Source organism: Streptomyces achromogenes subsp. achromogenes (assembly GCF_000720835.1).
GTDB lineage: Bacteria > Actinomycetota > Actinomycetes > Streptomycetales > Streptomycetaceae > Streptomyces > Streptomyces achromogenes.
On record NZ_JODT01000018.1, the window covers coordinates 135,678 to 155,642 of the forward strand.

At 73.7% G+C, this 19,965-nt stretch carries 14 protein-coding genes; 7 read left to right on the plus strand and 7 right to left on the minus strand.

Annotation, left to right across the window (positions count from 1 at the left end; all coding sequences use genetic code 11):
- The first annotated feature begins 17 nt into the window (after positions 1-17).
- The 3 genes from IH25_RS0119780 to IH25_RS0119790 all read left to right on the plus strand — a co-directional run bounded on the left by IH25_RS0119780 (position 18) and on the right by IH25_RS0119790 (position 3,398).
- Complete coding sequence (locus IH25_RS0119780) at positions 18-1,019, plus strand: proline racemase family protein (protein ID WP_030611846.1); 1,002 nt, start codon at positions 18-20, stop codon at positions 1,017-1,019.
- A gap of 48 nt (positions 1,020-1,067) precedes the next feature.
- Complete coding sequence (locus IH25_RS0119785; RefSeq protein ID WP_209445340.1) at positions 1,068-1,760, plus strand: GntR family transcriptional regulator; 693 nt, start codon at positions 1,068-1,070, stop codon at positions 1,758-1,760.
- A 177-nt stretch (positions 1,761-1,937) separates the two neighbouring features.
- The gene (locus tag IH25_RS0119790) at positions 1,938-3,398 is read left to right on the plus strand and encodes an amino acid permease (RefSeq protein ID WP_051754049.1); all 1,461 of its coding nucleotides are present in this window, start codon (positions 1,938-1,940) and stop codon (positions 3,396-3,398) included.
- On the opposite strand, the gene IH25_RS0119795 is transcribed toward IH25_RS0119790, so the two are convergent.
- The 4 genes from IH25_RS0119795 to IH25_RS0119810 all read right to left on the minus strand — a co-directional run bounded on the left by IH25_RS0119795 (position 3,378) and on the right by IH25_RS0119810 (position 7,535).
- Positions 3,378-4,664 carry a sensor histidine kinase gene (locus tag IH25_RS0119795; protein WP_078844325.1) on the minus strand — a complete coding sequence of 429 codons (1,287 nt, stop codon included), beginning with the start codon at positions 4,662-4,664 and terminating at the stop codon, positions 3,378-3,380. The two genes, IH25_RS0119790 and IH25_RS0119795, sit on opposite strands and share 21 nt — an antisense overlap.
- Before the next feature lie 79 nt (positions 4,665-4,743).
- The gene (locus IH25_RS0119800) at positions 4,744-6,498 is read right to left on the minus strand and encodes a sodium/solute symporter (RefSeq protein ID WP_030611857.1); all 1,755 of its coding nucleotides are present in this window, start codon (positions 6,496-6,498) and stop codon (positions 4,744-4,746) included.
- A gap of 28 nt (positions 6,499-6,526) precedes the next feature.
- Positions 6,527-6,772: a hypothetical protein gene (locus tag IH25_RS41940; protein ID WP_394298438.1), complete on the minus strand. Its 246-nt coding sequence runs from the start codon at positions 6,770-6,772 to the stop codon at positions 6,527-6,529.
- Between the two features lie 241 nt (positions 6,773-7,013).
- Positions 7,014-7,535, minus strand: a complete 522-nt coding sequence (locus IH25_RS0119810) for an EF-hand domain-containing protein (RefSeq protein ID WP_030611862.1) — start codon at positions 7,533-7,535, stop codon at positions 7,014-7,016.
- 521 nt (positions 7,536-8,056) lie between these two features.
- On the opposite strand from IH25_RS0119810, the gene IH25_RS0119815 reads away from it, so the two are divergent.
- Both IH25_RS0119815 and IH25_RS0119820 read left to right on the plus strand, forming a co-directional pair.
- Entirely contained in the window at positions 8,057-10,606 is a 2,550-nt protein-coding gene (locus IH25_RS0119815) for an SdrD B-like domain-containing protein (RefSeq protein ID WP_078844326.1), read from the plus strand.
- Between the two features lie 286 nt (positions 10,607-10,892).
- Positions 10,893-11,573 carry a hypothetical protein gene (locus tag IH25_RS0119820; protein ID WP_030611868.1) on the plus strand — a complete coding sequence of 227 codons (681 nt, stop codon included), beginning with the start codon at positions 10,893-10,895 and terminating at the stop codon, positions 11,571-11,573.
- 7 nt (positions 11,574-11,580) lie between these two features.
- Here the strand turns inward: IH25_RS0119820 and IH25_RS0119825 are convergent, their stop codons facing one another.
- A complete protein-coding gene (locus IH25_RS0119825; protein ID WP_030611871.1) occupies positions 11,581-12,792 on the minus strand; it encodes a right-handed parallel beta-helix repeat-containing protein in 1,212 nt (403 codons plus the stop codon).
- 230 nt (positions 12,793-13,022) lie between these two features.
- Here IH25_RS0119825 and IH25_RS0119830 point away from each other — a divergent pair, with 230 nt between their 5' ends.
- Entirely contained in the window at positions 13,023-14,168 is a 1,146-nt protein-coding gene (locus IH25_RS0119830) for a Dyp-type peroxidase (RefSeq protein ID WP_030611873.1), read from the plus strand.
- A 105-nt stretch (positions 14,169-14,273) separates the two neighbouring features.
- On the opposite strand, the gene IH25_RS0119835 is transcribed toward IH25_RS0119830, so the two are convergent.
- A complete protein-coding gene (locus IH25_RS0119835) occupies positions 14,274-14,810 on the minus strand; it encodes a cysteine hydrolase family protein (protein ID WP_030611876.1) in 537 nt (178 codons plus the stop codon).
- Positions 14,811-15,109: 299 nt separating this feature from the next.
- On the opposite strand from IH25_RS0119835, the gene IH25_RS0119840 reads away from it, so the two are divergent.
- Positions 15,110-15,793: a ScbR family autoregulator-binding transcription factor gene (locus tag IH25_RS0119840; protein WP_063755156.1), complete on the plus strand. Its 684-nt coding sequence runs from the start codon at positions 15,110-15,112 to the stop codon at positions 15,791-15,793.
- 57 nt (positions 15,794-15,850) lie between these two features.
- Here IH25_RS0119840 and IH25_RS0119845 read toward each other — a convergent pair whose 3' ends face one another.
- Positions 15,851-19,939 carry a thioester reductase domain-containing protein gene (locus tag IH25_RS0119845; protein ID WP_245172835.1) on the minus strand — a complete coding sequence of 1,363 codons (4,089 nt, stop codon included), beginning with the start codon at positions 19,937-19,939 and terminating at the stop codon, positions 15,851-15,853.
- Positions 19,940-19,965 lie beyond the last annotated feature (26 nt).

Genomic DNA, 19,965 nt, shown 5'->3' on the forward strand with positions numbered 1-19,965 from the left:
GGGAAGGAGGCCGGAAGATGCGCAGCAAGCTCGTCCTGCACGCCGTCGACTCGCACACCGAGGGCATGCCGACCCGGGTGATCACCGGCGGGATCGGCACCGTGCCCGGCGCGACGATGAACGAACGGCGGCTGTACTTCCGCGAACACCGCGACCACATCAAGCGGTTGCTGATGAACGAACCGCGCGGCCACCCCGCGATGAGCGGCGCCGTCCTCCAGCCGCCGACCCGCCCCGACTGCGACTGGGGCATCATCTACATCGAGGTCTCCGGCTATCTGCCGATGTGCGGGCACGGGACGATCGGCGTGGCCACCGTCCTGGTCGAGACGGGCATGGTGGAGGTCACCGAGCCGGTGACCACCATCCGGCTGGACACCCCGGCGGGGGTCGTGGTCGCCGAGGTCGAGGTGGCGGACGGTGCCGCCCGCGGCGTGACCCTGCGGAACGTACCGTCGTTCGCCGCCGGGCTGGACCGCGAGGTCACCCTGCCGGACGGCCGGACCGTCCGCTACGACCTCGCCTACGGCGGCAACTTCTACGCGATCCTGCCCGTCGACGCCCTCGGGCTGCCCTTCGACCGGGCCCGCAAGGACGACATCCTGGCGGCGGGGCTGGCGCTGATGCGGGCGGTCAACGAGCAGGACGAGCCGGTCCATCCACAGGACCCCTCCATCCGCGGCTGCCACCACGTCCACCTGTACGCGCCCGGCGCCACGGCCCGGCACTCCCGGCACGCCATGGTCATCCACCCGGGCTGGTTCGACCGCTCCCCCTGCGGCACCGGCACCTGCGCGCGCATGGCACAGCTGCACGCCCGCGGTGAACTCCCCCTGCGCACCGAGTTCGTGAACGAGTCCTTCATCGGCACCCGGTTCACCGGACGGCTGCTGGACACGACCGAGGTCGCCGGGGTGCCGGCCGTGCTGCCCAGTTTCACCGGCCGCGCGTGGATCACCGGGACGGCACAGTACCTGCTGGACCCGGACGACCCGTTCCCCGAGGGGTTCGTCCTGTAGCACCCCCGGGCTCCTCCCCTGCCCGGCTCCTCTACACTCACCCCGGTGATGCGTGACATGGCACAGAACACGCGCGACGCGGAGCTGTCCGCGCTGCCCCGGCTCGGCGGGCGGCGCAGCAGCTACCGCGAGCGGGTCGCGGACGCCCTGCGCGCCGCGCTGATCGCGGGCGAGCTGCGGCCGGGCGAGGTGTACTCGGCCCCCTCGCTGGCCGCCCGGTTCGGCGTCTCGGCGACGCCGGTACGCGAGGCGATGCTCGACCTGGCCAAGGAGGGGCTGGTCGACACCGTGCCCAACAAGGGGTTCCGGGTCACCGTGGTCTCCGACCGGCAGCTGGACGAGTACACCCAGATCCGGGCGCTCATCGAGATCCCGACCGTGGCGGCCCTGGCCCGCACCGCCGACCGGGTCTCGCTGGAGGCGCTGCGCCCGGCGGCCCGGGAGATCGTCGCCGCCGCCGCGGCGGGCGATCTGATCGCCTACGTCGAGGCCGACACCCGCTTCCACCTCGGCCTGCTCGCCCTCGCGGGCAACGCGCACCTGGTCGAGGTCGTCGCCGACCTGCGCAAACGCTCCCGGCTGTACGGGCTGACCGCGCTGGTCGAGGCGGGCCGGCTGCTCGCCTCCGCCGAGGAGCACCTGGAGCTGCTGGACGCCCTGCTGGAGCGCGACGAGCAGGCCGTCCACGCGGTCATGACCCGGCACCTGGGACATGTGCGCGGGCTGTGGGCGGCGGACTGACCGCGACCGGCGCCGGACATCTGGCGGCGGAAGGTCCGCGCCGCGACGTTTTTTGCGTGATCAAGCGGCCCGCACGGAACAAAAAACGGCGATTTTGAGCCAGATCGGCGCATCCCCGACCATGGAGCCCGTCCCGGTGACCCCGGGAACGTCCGTTCCATGAGAGGCGCACCACCCATGCACACCACCGGAACCGTCACACGGTCGGCTCCGGCCTCCGCGGAGACCCCCGCGGCGCCCCCCACGGTTCCCGCCGAGAACCCGCACGGCGACGCCGGCAGGCATGCCCGCCGGTTCGGCCTGCCCGTCGCCACCGCGCTGGTCATGGGCAACATCATCGGCGGCGGCATCTTCCTGCTGCCCGCCTCCATCGCCCCCTACGGCACGGTCAGCCTGGTCGCCTTCGTCGTGCTGACCGTCGGCGCCATCGCGCTCGCCCTGGTCTTCGGCCGGCTGGCCGCCCGGGACCCGCGCACCGGCGGCCCCTACGTCTACGCCCGCGAGGCGTTCGGCGACTTCGCCGGCTTCCTCGCCGCCTGGTCGTACTGGATCACCACCTGGGTGTCGAACGCGGCGCTCGCCGTGGCCGCCGTCGGCTACCTGGACGTGCTGATCCCGGTCAACGACCACCGCTGGACCGCCTGCCTGGCCGCGCTGGCCCTCCAGTGGCTGCCCGCCCTCGCCAACTTCGCCGGCACCCGGTACGTCGGCGCCGTCCAGCTGGTCTCGACCGTGCTGAAGTTCGTACCGCTGCTGCTGGTCGCGGTCGGCGGGCTGTTCTTCTTCGACCCGGACCGGCTCGGGCCGTTCAACGCGAGCGGGCACGGCGCGGTCGGCGCGGTGTCCGCCTCCGCCGCCCTGCTGCTCTTCTCCTACCTCGGGGTGGAGTCCGCCGCCGTCAGCGCGGGCGAGGTCAAGGACGCCCGCCGCAACGTGGGCCGGGCCACCGTCATCGGCACGGCGGGCGCGGCGCTGGTGTACCTGCTGGGCACGGTGTCGGTGTTCGGCACGGTCGCGCACGACCGTCTGGTGTCCTCCACCGCGCCGTTCTCGGACGCCGTGAACACGATGTTCGGGGGCAGCTGGGGCGGTACGGCGGTGGCGCTCGCCGCGCTCGTGTCGATGACCGGCTGCCTCAACGGCTGGACCCTGCTCAGCGCCCAGACGCCGTACGCGGCGGCACGCGACGGACTCTTCCCGGGCGCCTTCGCCCGCCGCCGCCGGGGCGTGCCCACGGTCGGCGTGGGCGTGACGGTCGTCCTCGCCTCGCTGCTCACCGTCTACAACTACTTCTCCGGCTCGGCCAAGGTCTTCGACGTCCTGGTGCTGGTCACCACGTTCACCGCGACCGTCCCGTATCTGCTGGCCACCGCCGCGCAGATCTTCCACCTCGTGGCCGGGCGGCCCGGGCAGGTCGACCGGGGGCGGCTGGTGCGCGACTCCGTGATCACCGCCGTGGCCGCCGCGTTCTCCGTCTGGCTGATGGCCGGCGCCGGTTACGCGGCGGTGTACCAGGGTGTGCTGTTCCTGTTCGTCGGGATCATCGTCTACGCGGTGATGGCCGCGCGCCGGCAGCGCAGGCAGTCGCCGGCGGGCGAGGGTCCGACGGCCGAGGCCTCAGCGGTCGAGGCGGCGTAGCCCACCGTCCCCCGGCTCCGCGACCCCCGGCACCTCGGTGTCCGGGGGTTCGTCGTCGGTGGGCGGTGTCCGCGCGGGCGTGCTGTGGACTCCGGGCCGGTACTTGGGGACCCGGAGGGTGACCTTCGTCCCGGCCCCGACGCCGGTCTCGATCACCAGGCCGTGCTCGTCGCCGTAGACCTGGCGCAGCCGCTCGTCCACATTGCGCAACCCGATGCCGGCCGTCGGGCCGTCCTCGCCGCGCAGGATCCGGCGCAGCCGCCCGGGTTCCATGCCCACCCCGTTGTCCTCGACGGCGATCCGGGCACTCGCCCCCTCGTCGTGCGCGGTGATCGTGATCCGGCCGCGCCCGGCGCTCCCCTCCAGCCCGTGCTTGACCGCGTTCTCCACCAGGGGCTGAAGGCAGAGGAAGGGAACGGCCACCGGCAGCACCTCGGGGGCGATCCGCAGGGTGACCTCCAGCCGCGGCCCGAACCGGGCCCGGACCAGCTCCAGGAACTGCTCCACGGCGCGCAGTTCCTCGGCCAGGGTGGTGAACGCGCCGTGGCGGCGGAAGGAGTAGCGGGCGAAGTCGGCGAACTCCAGCAGCAGCTCGCGGGCCCGCTCGGGGTCGGTACGGACGAAGGACGCGATCGCCGCGAGCGAGTTGTAGACGAAGTGCGGGGAGATCTGCGCCCGCAGCGCGCGGATCTCCGCCTCGATCAGCCCGGTGCGGGTCCGGTCGAGGTCGGCGAGTTCCAGCTGGACGGAGACCCAGCGCGCCACCTCCTCGGTGGCCCGCGCCCCGGATCCCGGCTCCCCCGCGCCGAGGACGACGAGGGAGCCGGGCACGCGCCGGTCGACGGTGAGCGGTGCGGCGGCGCCCCAGCGCACCGGGCAGCCCGGGTCCGGGCAGGCGACGGCGAAGGTCTGCGCGCGGCCGGTGTCCAGCACCTGGCGGACCCGCTCCAGGGCCGCCTCCGCGTGGTGCCGGCCCGGTCCCTCCCAGGCCAGCAGCCGGTCCTCGGCGGTGAGCCCGAGCGCGGCCGTGCCGAACAGCGGGCGCAGCCCGCGGACCGCCTTGCGGGCGGCGTCCGGGGTGAGCCCGGCGCGCAGCGGGGGCGCGGCCACGGACGCGGTGTGCAGGGTGCGGAAGGTGGCGCGTTCCACGGGGGTGCCGGGGTCCGGGACGCCCCGGGCCGCCCGGCGGGCCAGCAGGCGTCCGGTGGCGAGCCCGGCGGCGAAGAGCGGCAGGGCCCCGGCGGCGAGCAGGGCGAGGCCGTTCACGGGCGGGTGCCGTGGGCGGCGTGCCGCCGGGGCCGGTGGGGCGGCCGGGGCCGGTGGGGCGGCCGGGGCCGGTGGGTCGTCATGGCGTCGTCACTCCTCGGCGGGTGCTGGGCTGGTCCCGGCCGGCCGGGCGTTCGGGCAGGTGGAGGCGGGCCATGGCGGCCTCGGTGCCGGGCGGTACGCGGTCCCGGGTGGCCAGGGACACCAGGATCATGGTCAGGAAGCCGAGCGGGACGGACCACACGGCGGGCCAGGCGAGCAGGGAGCGCGCCCAGCCGCCGGCCGGCGGCCCGGCGATGGTCAGGGTGACGGCGGTGAGGGCGCCCCCGCCGCCGGCGAGGAGACCCGCGATCGCGCCGGGCGGGGTGAGCCCGCGCCACCAGATGCCGAGCACCAGCAGCGGGCAGAAGGCGGAGGCGGCCACGGCGAAGGCGAGTCCCACGGCGCCGGCGACGGGGAGCTGGCCGGCGGCCACGCTCACGGTGCCGGGCACGGCCACCGCCGGGAGCGTGGCGAGCCGGAAGCGGCGGACGCCGAGCGAGGGCAGCACGTCCTGGCTGAGCACGCCCGCGACGGACAGGGTGAGCCCGGAGGCGGTGGACAGGAAGGCGGCGCAGGCGCCGGCGGCGATCAGCGCGCCGAGCAGATCGCCCGCGGTGCCGCCGAGCAGCCGCTCGGGCAGGACGAGGACGGCGGCGTCGGTGTTGCCGGTGAGCAGCAGGTCGGGGGCGTAGAGCCGGCCGAGGAGGCCGTAGAGGGGCGGCAGCAGATAGAAGCCGCCGACGAGGGCGAGCACGATCACGGTGGTGCGCCGGGCGGCGCGGCCGTCGGGGTTGGTGTAGAAGCGGACGAGGACGTGCGGCAGCCCCATGGTGCCGAGGAAGGTGGCGCAGATCAGCCCGTACGTGGCGTAGAGCGGGTGCTCCTCCTCGCCGCCGGACAGCGGTGCCGCCCAGCCGGCGGCGGTGCCCGGCCGGCCGTCGCCGGGCGCGCGCTCGGGCACCGGGGTCCCGGGTGGAAAGCGCAGGGTGGTCCCGGCCCGGATCTCGTGCACCCCGGGGTCCAGCGCCAGCGGTGCGCCGTCGTAGGCCCTGCCGTCCACGGCACCGCTGGCCACGGCCCGCAGCGGTGCCTCGATCCGCAGCCGTACGGTGCTGTCGACGGTGACCTGGGTGTGCCGGCGGAAGGCCGGCGGTTCCTCCAGGGCGCCGGCGGGGCGCGGGTCGCCGTGCCAGGCGAGCAGCAGGAACACCGCGGGTACGAGGAGGGCGGTCAGCTTCAGGCAGTACTGGAACGCCTGCACGAAGGTGATGCCGCGCATCCCGCCGGCGGCCACGGCCAGGGTGACGACGACGGCGACGAGCACGCCGCCGAGCCAGTGCGGCGCGCCCGTGACCAGGCCGAGGGTGAGGCCGGCGCCCTGGAGCTGGGGCAGCAGGTAGAGCCAGCCGACACCGACGACGAGCACCCCGGCGACCCGCCGGGCGGCCGGGGAGCCGAGCCGTGAGTCGGCGAAGTCGGGCAGCGTGTAGGCGCCGGAGCGGCGCAGCGGGGCGGCGACGAACGCGAGCAGGACGAGATAACCGGCCGCGTAGCCGACGGGGAACCAGAGCATCTGGACGCCCTCGGCGGCGACGAGCCCGGCGATGCCCAGGAAGGAGGCGGCCGAGAGGTACTCCCCGCTGACGGCCATGGCGTTGAGGTACGGCGGGACGGTACGGGAGGCCACGTAGAAGTCCGAGGTGGTGCGGGAGACGCGCAGCCCCACCGAGCCGATCACCAGCGTGGCCAGGACCGCCGCCGACACGGCCACGATGCCGTACGCCTGGTTCACCCGGCGGCTCCGTACGCCCGGACTCCGGTCACCGCCGGGCCCCTTCGTCCCGTTCCACGGCGTCCCGTTCGGCGCGCTCGGCCCGTACGACGTACCAGCGGCCGATGACGACGAGCACGGGGTAGGCGCCGACTCCGAGCACGGCCCAGACGAGCAGCGCGCCGCCCGGCCGGACCGCCGGGTCGGGCAGGGCCGCGAAGACGAGCGGCAGCGGCCCGATCACCGCGACCAGCATCCCGAACGCCGAGACGCCGAGCCGGAGTTGACGGCGCATCAAGTCCCGGAGCAGAGCGGCGTCCTGGGGACGCGTCCGGGCGGGGGGAACCGGGCCCGGGGCGGGGCGGGCCGTCCGGGGAGCCCCCGTGACCACTTCACGTCGGGGAGTCCCGGGTCCACCCATGCCGCGCCCTCCGGCCCGCGAAGATCACACGTCGCAGTGGAGTGTACGCACCCCCGAACCAAAGGGACAGCTCCCCGCCGGCGCCGATCACCGCCGCCGGCGGGTCCCCGTGCCGTCAGGAGCGGACGCCCGGCGCGGGTGTGGTGCCGTAGGCCGCGGCCATGGGGGAGCTGCCCGTGGTGACGAAGTCCCGGATGCCCGTCAGGTAGGTGTCGCGGTCGATCAGCCCGTCGCGGTCGGTGTCGAGGGCGTCGAACGCCGCGCCGGCGTCGGTGTCCGCGTTCCCCGCCGCCGTGCGCAGCCGGATGAACGCGGCGCGGTCCAGGTGTCCGTCGGCGTCGGTGTCGGCGAGGTCGAACAGGGAGCCCAGGGCGGGCCGGCAGGAGCGCTCGAACGCCTCGTGCCCGACCCAGGAGCGGTACTCCTCGAACGTGACGCGTCCGTCGCCGTTGGCGTCCATGTCTTCGAAGACGGCCTCATGAGCGGCCCGGGACGCGGCGACGACCGGATGGCCGGCGTCGCGGCCCACGGCGGCCGCCACACGGTCGACCCGTGCGAGGTACTCATCGTGGGTGATGGCGCCGTCGCCATCCACGTCCAGCATCGCGAAAATCCGGTGTCGGGGTGAGTCGGACACGGTGCTTCCTCCTGGTACACGGGTGAGGGGCCGGCGGTGCCGTCGTGGACCAGCGCACGCGCCACCCCTTTCAACGCCGCCCCGCCCCTGACGTCACGGCGTGCGAACCGGCCGGTAACCGAGCCGATAACCGTGCGGGTCCTCGGAAATGACGATCCCGACGCAACCGAGGAGTTCTGGTGGTAACCACTTGATTCCCGTGGATAGAATGTCGCGCGCCGCTCGCGACGGCGGTCGGCGAGGTCGGTGGTGGGGGCGAGGGTACGGTGTTCGAGCTGCGCGGACTTCCTACGTTTGAGCTGCGGAAAACCCCGGCCTGGAGCGGTCTTGCCCAAGAGTCTGAACGCGTGTTCGCTTTTCCTGCCCCGCACTCCTTAGGGCCGGCCCGCAATATCCTCCAGCGATCACCATAAAGCGGCCCACGCACAGCGGTGTGGGCCCTTTTTCTTTGCCTCGGGGACCTCGTTTTCCAGACACGGGGACTTCGTTTTCCAGACAAGGGAAGTGTGGAGTGTGATGCCATGAACCGAGTCCGCAGAGACTCGCGCCGGGCGGCCGGGGGGCTCGCGAAGCCGCTGGCGCGCACCGGCCTGTCCCTCCTCTTACTCGCGGGCGCCGCCGTCGGAGCGACGGCCGGGCCGGCCACCGCCTCGGCCACCGACGGCACGCTGACGGTCCAGGTGCTGCGCGACTTCTTCGGCACCGGCGTGATCAACACGACGATGGACGTGCCGCAGCGGGGCATGCGGGTGGAGGTCTCCGACCCCGACGGGCACCGGGTCACCGGTGTCACGGACGCCACCGGAAAGGTCGTGGTGTCGGAGTCGGCCGCGCTCGACGGTGGCCGCTACCGCGTCGACGTCAGCGTCCCAAAACCGTACAGCCGCTATCTGCGGGCGGCGCCCGCGTCGACGGCGGAGAACCACTTCGACAGCTTCACGTCGTTCGTGGACGTGTCGGACGGGAAAGACGCCTCGGTGGTGACGGGGGTGTGGGACCCGGCCGACTACGCGCTGCCGGACTCCCGGTACTTCGTGCCGGTCCACAACGGCCCGAACGGGAACGACAACCGGGCGCTGGTGGCGTTCGGGACGAAGGTCCGGGGCACGTGTCCCACCGACGCGGCGTGCCCGACCACGCTGGCCACACAGGACCAGGTGGGTACGACGTTCGGGCTGGCGTACGACACGTACCGGACCCGGCTGTTCCAGAGCGCGTTCGCCCGCCGGTACACCCCGTACGGGCCGCAGGGCGGAGGCGCGATCTACACGGTGCCGGTCAACGGCTCGGGTGCGCCGAAGCTGTTCACGCGGGTACCGGACGCCACGGTGACACGGCACGACACCACCGACATGCTCAAGGACGCCGGGTTCACCGACGCGCCCGGCAAGGAGAGCATCGGCGGCCTGGCCCTGTCCGAGGACGGCACCACGCTGTACGCGGTGAACCTGCACACTCGCAGCCTGGTGAGCTTCGACGCGACCGGGACCACCGCCTCCACGCCCGAGTCGACAGTCCCGATCCCCGACCCGGGGTGCGCGAACCCCGACGACTGGCGGCCGTTCGGTCTCCAGACCCACGACAACACGCTGTACGTCGGCGGTGTGTGCAGCGCGGAGAGCACGCAGCGGCGCGAGGACCTGAAGGCCTTCGTCTCCATCTTCGACGGCAAGCGGTTCACCACGGTGCTGAGCCACCCGCTCACGGCCGAACGCGGCAGCGTCTACGGTGCCAACAACGACCGGGCCACCCACTGGAACCCGTGGAACACCAGCCTGGACACGTGGGACGACCGGAGGACGGGCAACAACTTCATCGATCCGCAGCCGGAGCTGGCCTCCCTGGCCTTCGCCCGGGACGGCTCGATGATCCTGGGCTTCCGCGACCGGTTCATGGACGTGCTCAGCTGGGGAGGGCTGGACCCCCGCCCGGGCAAGAACGATCCGGAAACCGCCATGTCCGGTGGTGACATCACCATGGTCTGCGCCACTCCCACCGGTGAATACCAGTGGGAAGGCACCGGGAGCTGCCCCAACAACGCCACCCCCGCCAACAGCGGCGGCCAGCCCGCCGACGTCGTCGAATACTTCCCGGGCGACTCCTTCATCGGCGCCCACCAGGAGACCTCGCTGGGGTCGGTGGCCTACATCCCGCAGCAACAGTGGGTCGTCAGCACCGAGTTCGACCCGGTCGAGCAGGTCGCGACCTCCGGAACCGGCTACCACCACATCACGACCGGTCAGGGCCCGGGCAACGCCCCGAAGGACAACGGGTACCAGTTCGTCAGCTCGGCCCAAGGCGGGTTCGGCAAGGCCGGCGGGCTCGGTGACATCGCCTACGCGGCGGCGAACGCGCCGATCCAGATCGGCAACGTCGTGTGGTTCGACGGCGACCACAACGGCATCCAGGACCCGGGGCACGTACTGCTGCCGGGGGCGACGATCAACCTGCTGGACGCCGACGGCGAACAGGTCGCCACGACCAGGACCAATGCCGCCGGCGAGTACTACTTCGGCGGTGTCGGCGCCGCGTACCAGCTGACACCCGGCGCGAAGTACACGGTGCAGTTCGACGTGTGCACCGCGGACACCAGCCAGGTGCCCGAGCAGCCCGCGGCGAGCGAGCTGCGGTTCACGCTCCCGCGGGCCGGTGACGACCGCGCGCACGACTCCAACGTGACCCCGCCGACCACCGGGGAGCTGTGCAACGGCTACGCGCCCGTCACCGCTCCGGCGAAGCCGGGCGGCGTCGACCACACCATCGACGCCGGGGTGTACATCCCGAAGGAATCCCCGAGCCCGACCCCGACCCCGACGCCCAGTCCGACCACGACTGCCGGCCCGACTCCGACACCCGGCCCGAGTTCCCCGCCGGCCTCGCCTCCGGTCTCGACGCCGCCGTCACCCGTGCCGCCGGCCAACCCGGCCCCGGGCGGCGGGGGCGGGGGCGGTTCGATGGCGAACACCGGTATGTCCGGGGTGCCCAAGCTGATCGGCCTCGCCGGTCTGCTGGTGGGCGCGGGCCTGGCCATCGCGTTCGTGGCCCGGAACCGTCGCACCCGGCACCACTGAACACACCGCACCACGGTGATCCGCCCGCCCGTGGCCTGAACGGCGCGGACGGGCGGATCACTCCCCGGCCGGCCCACCAGGGCCGGCCCTGGCGTCGTCCGCCACTCCAACCGCCCGGCCGCCGGGCGGTGGAGTGATGATCGAGAGGGTGAGGCAGCGAGTGCCGGCGTCGAACCGTGTGCGCGGCCGCAGTATCCGACAGGCCCCACCCGGCCGTACGCCCGGCCGGGGCCGACGGCGGTGGGCACGCTGGGCGGCGGTCGCCGTCGGCCTGGCGGCCGTCGGAGTGGCCGTGTTCCTCCTCGCCGGCGGCGGCCCGGACCCGAGCGGTCCGCGCGCGCTGACCGAGGACGAGGCGAACCGGCTGGCCGTCACCCGGTTCCGCAACTACGAGGCGCGGGGCCGGGCGGTGACCATCACCGTGCCGGGCGCCGCCGGCGGGCTGACCGTCACCGGCTCCGTCGACTACCGCGGCAAGGTCGGTTACGGCGTGGTGCGCGGCACCGGGCGCGCCGCGTCCGGCGACGGGCTGATCCAGTGGACGGCCACCTCGGTGTACGTCCACCCGCTGGCGAACCCCCCGGCGCACGCGCCCGCGTCACCGCCCCGCTCGGGCTGGTACGACCGACCGCTCCAGGCGTCCGGCAGCGCGCTGGACAGTGCGCTGGCCATCGCGCTCAAGCTCGGCAGCGACCGGCCGGACAACGCCGAACTGCTGCCGCAGAACGGGGCCGCCTGGTGGGGCCGGGACCGGGTGGACGGGCACCGGGTGGACGTCATGACCGGGCCGTCCGCCCCCGACCGCTCCGGAACGGCGGGCAACGTGCGCTACTGGGTCGGCCCGGACGGCACCATGTACCGGGTCCGCGTCCACGTGGACTCCGAGGAGCGGCCGGTGGTCATCGCCTTCGACGACCGGAAGTACGTCCCGGTCGAGCCGGTGCCCGGGGTGACCCCGGCCCGGTAGCCGCCGTTCAGGGGGTGCGTACCCGCGCGTACGCGGCGAGCAGGGATGCCGGCGGCAGGGGGACGTCCGCCGCCTCGGGCAGGTCCGGAACGGCCGGGACCACGGTGGCGCCCGTAGTGGCCGCGTGGGGGAACTGCGGCTGCGGGCCGGGGGCCGCGACCTCGGTGAACGGGATGCCGCCGGGTGCCGCCGGCGTCGTCCAGGTGCCGGCCGGCGAGGGCGCGTTGGCGGGCAGCGGGCAGGCCGCGGTCGTCGCGAGCCGTGCGGGCACCGTGCGGTGCAGTGCGTTGTCCCGCAGGCAGTTGCCCCGTCCCCGGGTGGCGGTGGGGAACGACCAGCCGACGTCGACGCCGTTGCCGTCGAACGTGTTGCCCACGATCTGGTTGCCGACCGGAGGGATGTCGGAGGTCGCGGTGATCACCAGCCCGGCGGTGCTGTTGCCGGTGACGCGGTTGCGCAGGAACCGGTTGGCGCTGCCCCCGTCGACGCCGATGCCGGTGCCCCAGCCGCCGTCGGCCTGTTCCGGGGTGGCCCGCTGCTGGTTGGCGGCGATCAGGTTGCCCGCGACGACGGCGTCCCGCTGGGGGAGCAGTTTCTCCTGGTGGTCGGAGTTGGTGGTGAGTCCCACCCGGTTGCCGACGAGGCGGTTGCCGACCACGTACATGTCCCCGCCGGCGTTGGTGCCTTCGTAACCGACCGCGTTGAGTTCGGCGATGTTGTCCCGCACGACGATGCGGCAGGGCTTGCACTGGCCGACGTAGATGCCCGAGTCGGCCGCGCCCGAGGTGTACGAGTGCTCGATGACACCGTTCTGCGCGGAGAACGCGTAGATGCCGTACAGGCCGTTGCGGGTGGCGGTCACATGGGAGACCAGGAACGACTTCAGGAAGGTGACCGGCTCGTCGCCGGTGTCGTAGCCCCCAAAGCTCCCCGGCAGTCCGGCGGCCGCCTTCGCCGAACCGGTGACGAGGACCCCGTTCTGCGTGTTGTTCCGTACGGTCAGGTTCTGCACGGCCACTCCGGGCGCGGAGACGACGACGCCGTTCGGCTGCCGTGTCCGCCCGTCGATGACGACCTTGTCCCGGGACTCGCCACGGAGGGTGACCCGGGGCGTGGAGACCTTCACCGACTCGTGGTAGACGCCCGGTGCGACCAGCACCAGGTCGCCGGGGCGGGCGAGGGACACCGCGTCCGAGATCGTGGGGGCATCGGACGGCACCTTGATGGTCACGTGTGCCCCGGAGGGCCGCCGTCCGTGGCCCGCCCCGTCGTCGCCGTCGCCGGACCCGCAGCCCGCCAGTACGCACGCCAGGGTGGTCAATAACGCGGCCATCACACGCAGACGGAGAACACGAAGACGGAGACGAGGCATGGCCCCATCCTGGCACGAAGCCGGCGCGGGACCGGTCAACTCGCATTCGTCGGAAGGGATATGGCATTCTGCACACCGTGAGCCGAGCCGAACACCGTCCGTCACGCCGTGCGTTCATCGGCGCCGGTGGGGCCGCGGCGGCCACCGGGCTCACGGCGGGGTGCGAATCACCCCCGGTCCGCCAGGACCGCCCCTCCTCCCCCACCCCGGGGGTCTCCCCCACCGGTCGTCACCAGGCGGGCGTCACGCTCCCGCGGACGGCCCAGCCGAACCTGCTGGCGGTGGTGGCCGATGTGGCCGACGGCGTGGCCGTCGGCCCGCTGCTGGCCGAACTCGGCGAGGCCGTCCGCACACTCACCGCGGGCACCGATCCGCGGTTGCTGGGCCTGGCGCCGGGCGATCTCACCGTGACGATCGGGGTGGGACCACGGCTGGTGCGCGGGGTCGGTCCCGCCCTGCCCGGCGCGGCGGACCTGCCCCGGTTCTCCCGCGAGCGGATCGAACCGCTCTCGCGCGGCGGGGACCTGCTGGTGCAGATCTGCGCCGGCGACCCGTTGCTCTTGCCGGTCGTCGCCGCCGCGCTGCTGGGGCAGGCCGGGGACCGGGTCCGGGAACGCTGGCGGCAGTCCGGACGCCGCGGCCCGGACGTCCGGGTGGCCGAAGACGTCTCCGCGCCCCGCAACCTGCTCGGTTTCGTCGACGGCATCGTGGGCCCGCACACCACGGCCGAACAGCGACGCCATCTGTGGCTGGCCGGACCCTCCCCGGTCGCCGGCGGCACGATCGCCGTGCTACGGCGCATGGAACTCGACCTGCCGCGGTTCGCCGCGCTCTCCGTGGCCGAGCAGGAGGCGGTCCTCGGCCGGCGGAGGGCCACCAGCGCGCCCCTCTCCGGGGGAACCGCCGCCTCGGACCCGGACCTGGGCGCCAAGACACCGGACGGACGGTATCTGATCCCGGCCGACGCCCACGTCCGCCGGTCCCACCCGGGCGTGGTCGGCGTCGGCCTCATGCTCCGCCGCTCCTACAGCACCGACGGCCCCGCCCCCGGCCTGCTCTTCATCAGCTTCCAGAACGACCTGCGCACGTTCACGAAGACGCTGGCCCACATGGACGGCTCCGACGCGCTGCTGGACTTCACCACCACCACCGCCGGCGCGACCTTCCTCATCCTCCCCGGCTTCGACCGTCAACGCCCACTGGGAGCCGGGCTGTTCCACTGACCGGTTCCCTACCGGCCCGCGCGCCGCCGTCGGGGCGCCCGGTGATTCCGTCAACGCCGGTTGACGCCACGCAGCCGCCGGGCGCCCTCCGGTGGTGCCGGGCGGTCACCGCCACAGGTCCTCGCTCGTGCACACGCGTGCGCCCATGTTCCGCTCCATCATCCGTAGCGCGGCCTGGGCGAGGTCCTCGTGGATGTGTGCCACGGCGTCCTTGGGAACGGTCACCTGGAAGTGCCGGATGTGGGCGTCGAGGGCCGAGTAGAGCACACACTGCTCGGTCACCTGCCCGGTGAGGACCAGCTGGTCGATGCCCTGGTGGCGCAGGAGGTACTCCAGGGGGGTCTCGAAGAAGACGGAGTGGCGGGCCTTCAGCACGAACAGGGAATCCTCATCGGGTTTCAAGGGGTCCACCAGGGAGCCGTGCGGGCCGTTCAGAGCCTCCTCCAGCAGCTCGTCGCGGCACGACCGCCACTCACCGAAGTTGTCGTTCACATAAATCACCGGCAGCGACCGGCCCCGCGCGCGCCGCAGGAGGTCCGCCACGACCGGAACGACCGCCCCGGCCGAGGGGAGCAGCAGGTCGGCATCCTTGTGGTCGTAGGTGTTGATCATGTCGATGACCAGCAGTGCGGTTTTACTCACGCCCACCGGGTTCCCCGTTTGCGCCCGTTGTGCGACCGGCGTGCCGAACGATATCGCGCCGGATTCGCGGACCCCGGTACCAACCGGTCTGTCGGGTCTTACAGTGATGCGGTGCACGTTCGGGCCGAAGCAGCGCGTTTCGCCACCGTCCATGACGCGGCGGTCACCGGATGCGGGCACCCGTGATCCTGCTGTCCGGGGCCACCGAGCCGACTTCCGCGGCGGCGCGCGCGTTCGTTCGGCGGCGCCGTCGCGTGCGCACGATCCCTCGCTCACTCACCCTTTTGGGAGTGCATTTCATGGCCAGACAGCACCGTGCCCTTCGAACCCGTGAAGAACTGATCCGCTCGGCCGCGGAGGTCATCGACGACGTCGGCTACGCCGAGGCCTCGATCTCCGCGATCAGTCATCGGGCCGGTGTCAGCAATGGCGCACTGCACTTCCACTTCAAGAGCAAGCGGGCCCTGGGGGAGGCGGTCGAACTGGCCGCGGCACGGACTCTGCTGCACATCACCGGGCGCGTCCCGCTGCGTCACCCCGCGCCGTTACAGCTCCTGGTCGACACCTCGAGGGCGCTGGCCGGGTGCATCTTCCGGGACCCGGTGCTGCGGGCCGGCTTCAGCCTCGGCGGCGACCCCACCTGGCAGGGCACGGTGGATCTGTGGGAGCAGTGGCAGGACTGGGTGGAGCTGATGCTGGTGGTGGCCAGGGACCGGCACACACTGTCACCGGAGGTGGGGATCGACGAGGCCGTCTCCATCATCACGTCGTTCCTGGCCGGCCTGGAGGTCCGGGCCCGGGCCGGAACGGAGCTGAGCCCGGACCGCTCCGTCACCGGCTTCTGGCGCCTGCTGCTCCCCCGCCTGGTGGCCGAGGGGGCGGCGGCGCCGGTCGACCCCGAGGGAGTCACGGTGCCGCTGTGGTGCACCGTCGACCTCGGCACCGGCGGCCAGGAGAGGGAGCGGGTCTGCGGCGTCGCCTGACGGCGCCGGAAGCGGGCCGGGGACCGAAGCGGTGCTTCGGTCCCCGGCCCGTGGGTCTCACCCGCCGTGTCCGGCCGGAGGCGGCGGGAAGTACCCGCGGTCCACGAAGAAGCCGACGTATTTGGCGTAGAGCTCCTTCGTCATCTCCGGGCAGTCCACCGAGGTCCCGTCGAGCGCGGCCCGGGTCGCGGAGGTGTCGAAGACGGGATAGAACCTGCCGGTGTCCGACGCCAGGACCTCGAACGCCTCGAGGAGCGGGTTGACGGCGTTGTCCGGGTCGGCGCCGACCCTCGCCTTCCAGTCGTCCCAGCCGAGTTCGTCCAGGCGGTACCCGGTCGCCCGGAGGTGGTCCACGAACTCGCCGAAGTGCAGGCTGCTTCCGTTGGACAGGTGGAACGTCCCGCCGGCGGCCCCGGGCGCCCGGGAGAGCGTGAGGACCGCCTCGCTGACGTAGTCCGCCGGGACGGGGTGCACGGCCGCGGACAGTCCGGCGGGTACGGCTTCGGCCTGTACCAGCCCCTTGAGGCTCAGCCACACGAAGTCGGCTGTCTGGCAGGCACCGTTCACCTGGTCGCCGCAGATCACGTCGACGCGGTACACGGACACCGGCAGGCCCCGTTCCCGGGCCAGGCCGACGATCTGTTCCGCGACCCACTTGCTCTGCACATAGCCCGTGGACAGTGCCTCCGGGGGGCCTGTCGGGTCCGTCTCCCGCACCGGCTCCCCTTCGGTCACCGGGCCGGGGAACACGCCGACGGAGGAGACATGGTGGACGGGTACGGTGCGGTGCCGGGCGGCGAGCCGCAGGATCTCCGCGGTCCCGTCCACGTTGGCCGCCCTCAGCTCCGCGTAGGGGCGCAGCCAGTGCACCTGGGCTCCGGCGTGGTAGACCACGTCGGCCACGCGCGCCAGGCGGTCGAACTCGGCCGGTGCCAGGCCGAGGCCGGGCCGGGCCAGATCTCCGACCACGATCCGCAGCCGGGCCGGGTCCACCTCGTCCCACAGGTGGTACCACTCCATGTTCGCCCGCAGCCGTTCCAGGGCCTCGTTCTCGTCGGCGCCGCGCAGCAGGCAGTGCACGGTGGCCCGGGTGTCGCGCATCAGGTCCCGCAGCAGGAAGGCCCCGAGGAAGCCGGTCGCGCCGGTCAGCAGCACCTCCGCCGGGTCGGCGACGGCCCGGACGACCTCCTGCGCGGGACGGATGTCGTCGGCGAGCCGGACCTCCGCCGCGAAGTCCACGGCGGGCCGGGACGAGGTGTCCAGGGCGTCCGGTCCGCGCAGCGCCACGTCCAGCAGATGACCGGCGAGGGAGCGCGGTGTCGGATGGTCGTAGATCAGGCTGCCGGGCAGCCGGGTGCCGACCGTGTCGCCGAGCCGGTTGCGCAGTTCGACGGAGGTGAGCGAGTCGAGCCCCAGGGCGCTCAGCGGCTGGTCGGGGCCGATCGTGCCGCCGTCTAGGTCCGGGTGGCCGAGCACGCCGGCGATCTCGGCCCGGACCAGGGCCAGCATCCGCTCGTGCCGCTCGGTCGCGTCCAGGCCGGCGAGCCGCTGCGGGAGGGAGAGGGTCTCGGCAGCGGAGTTGCGGGCGCTGCGCCGCGTGGACGCCGGTACGAGGCCCGTCATCACCAGCGGTGCCTGGGCCGCGTTCTTCCGCAAGGCCGCCAGGTCCACGGGGGTCGCCGTCACCGCCGGTGCGCCGACGGCGAGGGCCGCGTCCAGCAGGGCCGTTCCGGTGCGCTCCGTGATCGGCAGCAGGCCGCTGCGCGCGATCCGCCGGAAATCCGCCTCCTCCAGGTGGCGGCTCATCCCGGTGGTCTGGGCCCACAGGCCCCAGGCTATGGACGTGGCGGTCAGCCCGCGGGCGGCCCGGTGCTGGGCGAGTCCGTCCAGGAAGGCGTTGGCGGCGGCGTAGTTGCCCTGGCCGGGACCGCCGATCACGCCGGCGGCGGACGAGAACAGCACGAACGCCGACAGGTCCAGGTCCCGGGTCAGCTCGTGCAGGTGCCAGGCCGCGTCCGCCTTCGGGCGCAGGACCGCGGCGAGCCGGTCCCCGGTGAGCGTCGACACCAGCCCGTCGTCCACGACGCCCGCCAGATGGACGACACCGGTCAGCGGCCGGTCGGCGGGGAGGGTCGCGAGCAGCCCGGCGAGTGCATCGCGGTCGGCGGCGTCGCACGCCGCGATCGTGACCTCCGCGCCCAGTCCGGTGAGGTGACGGCGCAGCTCGCCGGCGCCGGGCGAGTCCGGTCCGCTCCTGCTGACCAGCAGCAGGTGCCGGATGCCGTGCTCGGCGGCCAGGTACCGGGCGAATAGTGCGCCGAGGGCGCCCGTACCGCCGGTGACGAGGACCGTGCCCCGGGGATCCCACCTGCCGGACGCCTTCGGTGCGGTGCCGGCCGCGGCCCTGCCCAGGCGGGGCACGAACACCCGCCCGGCGCGCAGGGCCGCCTGCGGTTCACCGGAGGACAGCACCCGCGACAGTGCCGGGGCCGTCACCGGTGTGTCGTCGAGGTCGAGGAGGACGATCCTGCCGGGCGCCTCCGACTGCGCCGAGCGCAGCAACCCCCAGACCGCCGCCGCCGCGGGGTCCACGTCCTCGCCGGGGGCGACCGCCGTGGCGCCGCGGGTGAGGACGACCAGCCGGGCCCCGGCCGGTTCGTCGTCGGCGAGCCACTCCTGGACCAGCGCCAGCACGGCGCGCGTCGTGGCGTGCGCGGCGCCGGCGCCGCCCGTGCCGTCCGGCGCGCACCACACCGCGACCGCGTCCGGCGGCCGGCCGGCCGCCGTGGCGCGCCGCACCGCGGCCACGTCGGCGAAGGTCTCCAGGTCCGCGATGTCCGGGCCGGTCCGGCCGGTGCCGGGCCACACCGGGGGCAGCGCCGCCCAGCGGAAGGTGCCGGACGGTCCGGCGGGTGTGAGCGGGCGCCACGAGAGGGTGAACAGCGATCCGAGGAGGCGCGCGTGGGCGTGGGTGTCCACGGCGGTCGCACCCGGCCGGGGTTCCACGTGGTCCACCGAGGCGACCGGCTGCCCGGCCGCGTCGGTGAGCCACAGCGACAGCGTCCCCTCGGGCGTGCGCCGGAGCCGTACGCGGACGGCGGACGCCCCGGTGGCGTACACGCGGACCCCGCGCCAGCGGGAGGCGAGGGCTTCCGCGGGGTACGGCGCTTCGGCCGCCTGGTCGAGTCGCGCGGCGTGCGCGGCGGCGTCCAGCAGGGCGGGATGCAGTTCGAATCCGCCGGCGCCGGCTTCGGCGGCCTCGGGCAGGTGTACCTCGGCGAGGATGTCGTCGCCGTGCCGCCATACCGTGTGCAGACCGCGCAGTGCCTCGGGGTACTCGAGGCCGGCTTCCGCGAGCCGGTCGTAGGCCGCGGCACCGTCGAGTGCGGTCGCGTCGGCCGGAGGCCATTCGGCGAGGCCGAAGGGGGCCGGCCGGCCGGCGAAGGCGAGTGTCCCCGAGGCGTGCAGGGTCCACGGGACGTTCGTGTCGGTCCGGGCGTGGACCGTCACCGTCCGGCTGCCGGCGGTGTCGGGCCCGACGGCGACCTGGAGGTGGACGGTGCCGTGCTCCGGCAGGGGCAGCGGGGTCTCGACGGTCAGTTCGGTCAGCACGTCGCAGCCGAGTTCGTCGCCGGCCCGGACCGCGAGTTCCACGAACGCGGCGGCCGGGAGCACTTCGGTGCCCAGGCCGGTGTGCCGGGGTGTCCAGGGCACGGTCGACCGGGAGAGACGGCCGCTGAACAGCGTCCCTTCGCCGGAGGCCGGGACGACGGACGTGCCGAGCAGCGGGTGTCCGGTCGCGCCGGGGGCCGACGCCCCCGCGCCGGTGTGCGGGTGGTGCCGGTCCCGCCAGTACCGCCGGTGCTGGAAGGCGTAGGTGGGCAGGGCGACCGTGCGGGGGCGCAGCGGGCGGAAGAACGCGGGCCAGTCCACCGCGATGCCGTGGGTGTGCAGTGTGCCGAGCCCCGCCATCAGGGTTTCGGGTTCCTTCCGGTCCCGTCGCAGCAGCGGCACCACCAGGTGGCCGGTGCCCTTCTCCTCCAGGGTCGCCCGGGCCGCGGCGCTCAGCGAGGCGTCGGGGCCGATCTCTACGAAGGCCGTGACGTTGCGCTCGGCCAGCACGGAGACGGCATCGGCGAAACGCACCGTGCCACGGATCTGCTCCGCCCAAT

Coding starts and splice junctions, on each gene's coding strand:
- IH25_RS0119780 (WP_030611846.1), top strand. CDS start 18: ATGCGCAGCAAGCTCGTCCTGCACGCCGTCGACTCGCACACCGAGGGC.
- IH25_RS0119785 (WP_209445340.1), top strand. CDS start 1,068: ATGCGTGACATGGCACAGAACACGCGCGACGCGGAGCTGTCCGCGCTG.
- IH25_RS0119790 (WP_051754049.1), top strand. CDS start 1,938: ATGCACACCACCGGAACCGTCACACGGTCGGCTCCGGCCTCCGCGGAG.
- IH25_RS41940 (WP_394298438.1), bottom strand. CDS start 6,772: ATGCGCCGTCAACTCCGGCTCGGCGTCTCGGCGTTCGGGATGCTGGTC.
- IH25_RS0119815 (WP_078844326.1), top strand. CDS start 8,057: ATGAACCGAGTCCGCAGAGACTCGCGCCGGGCGGCCGGGGGGCTCGCG.
- IH25_RS0119840 (WP_063755156.1), top strand. CDS start 15,110: ATGGCCAGACAGCACCGTGCCCTTCGAACCCGTGAAGAACTGATCCGC.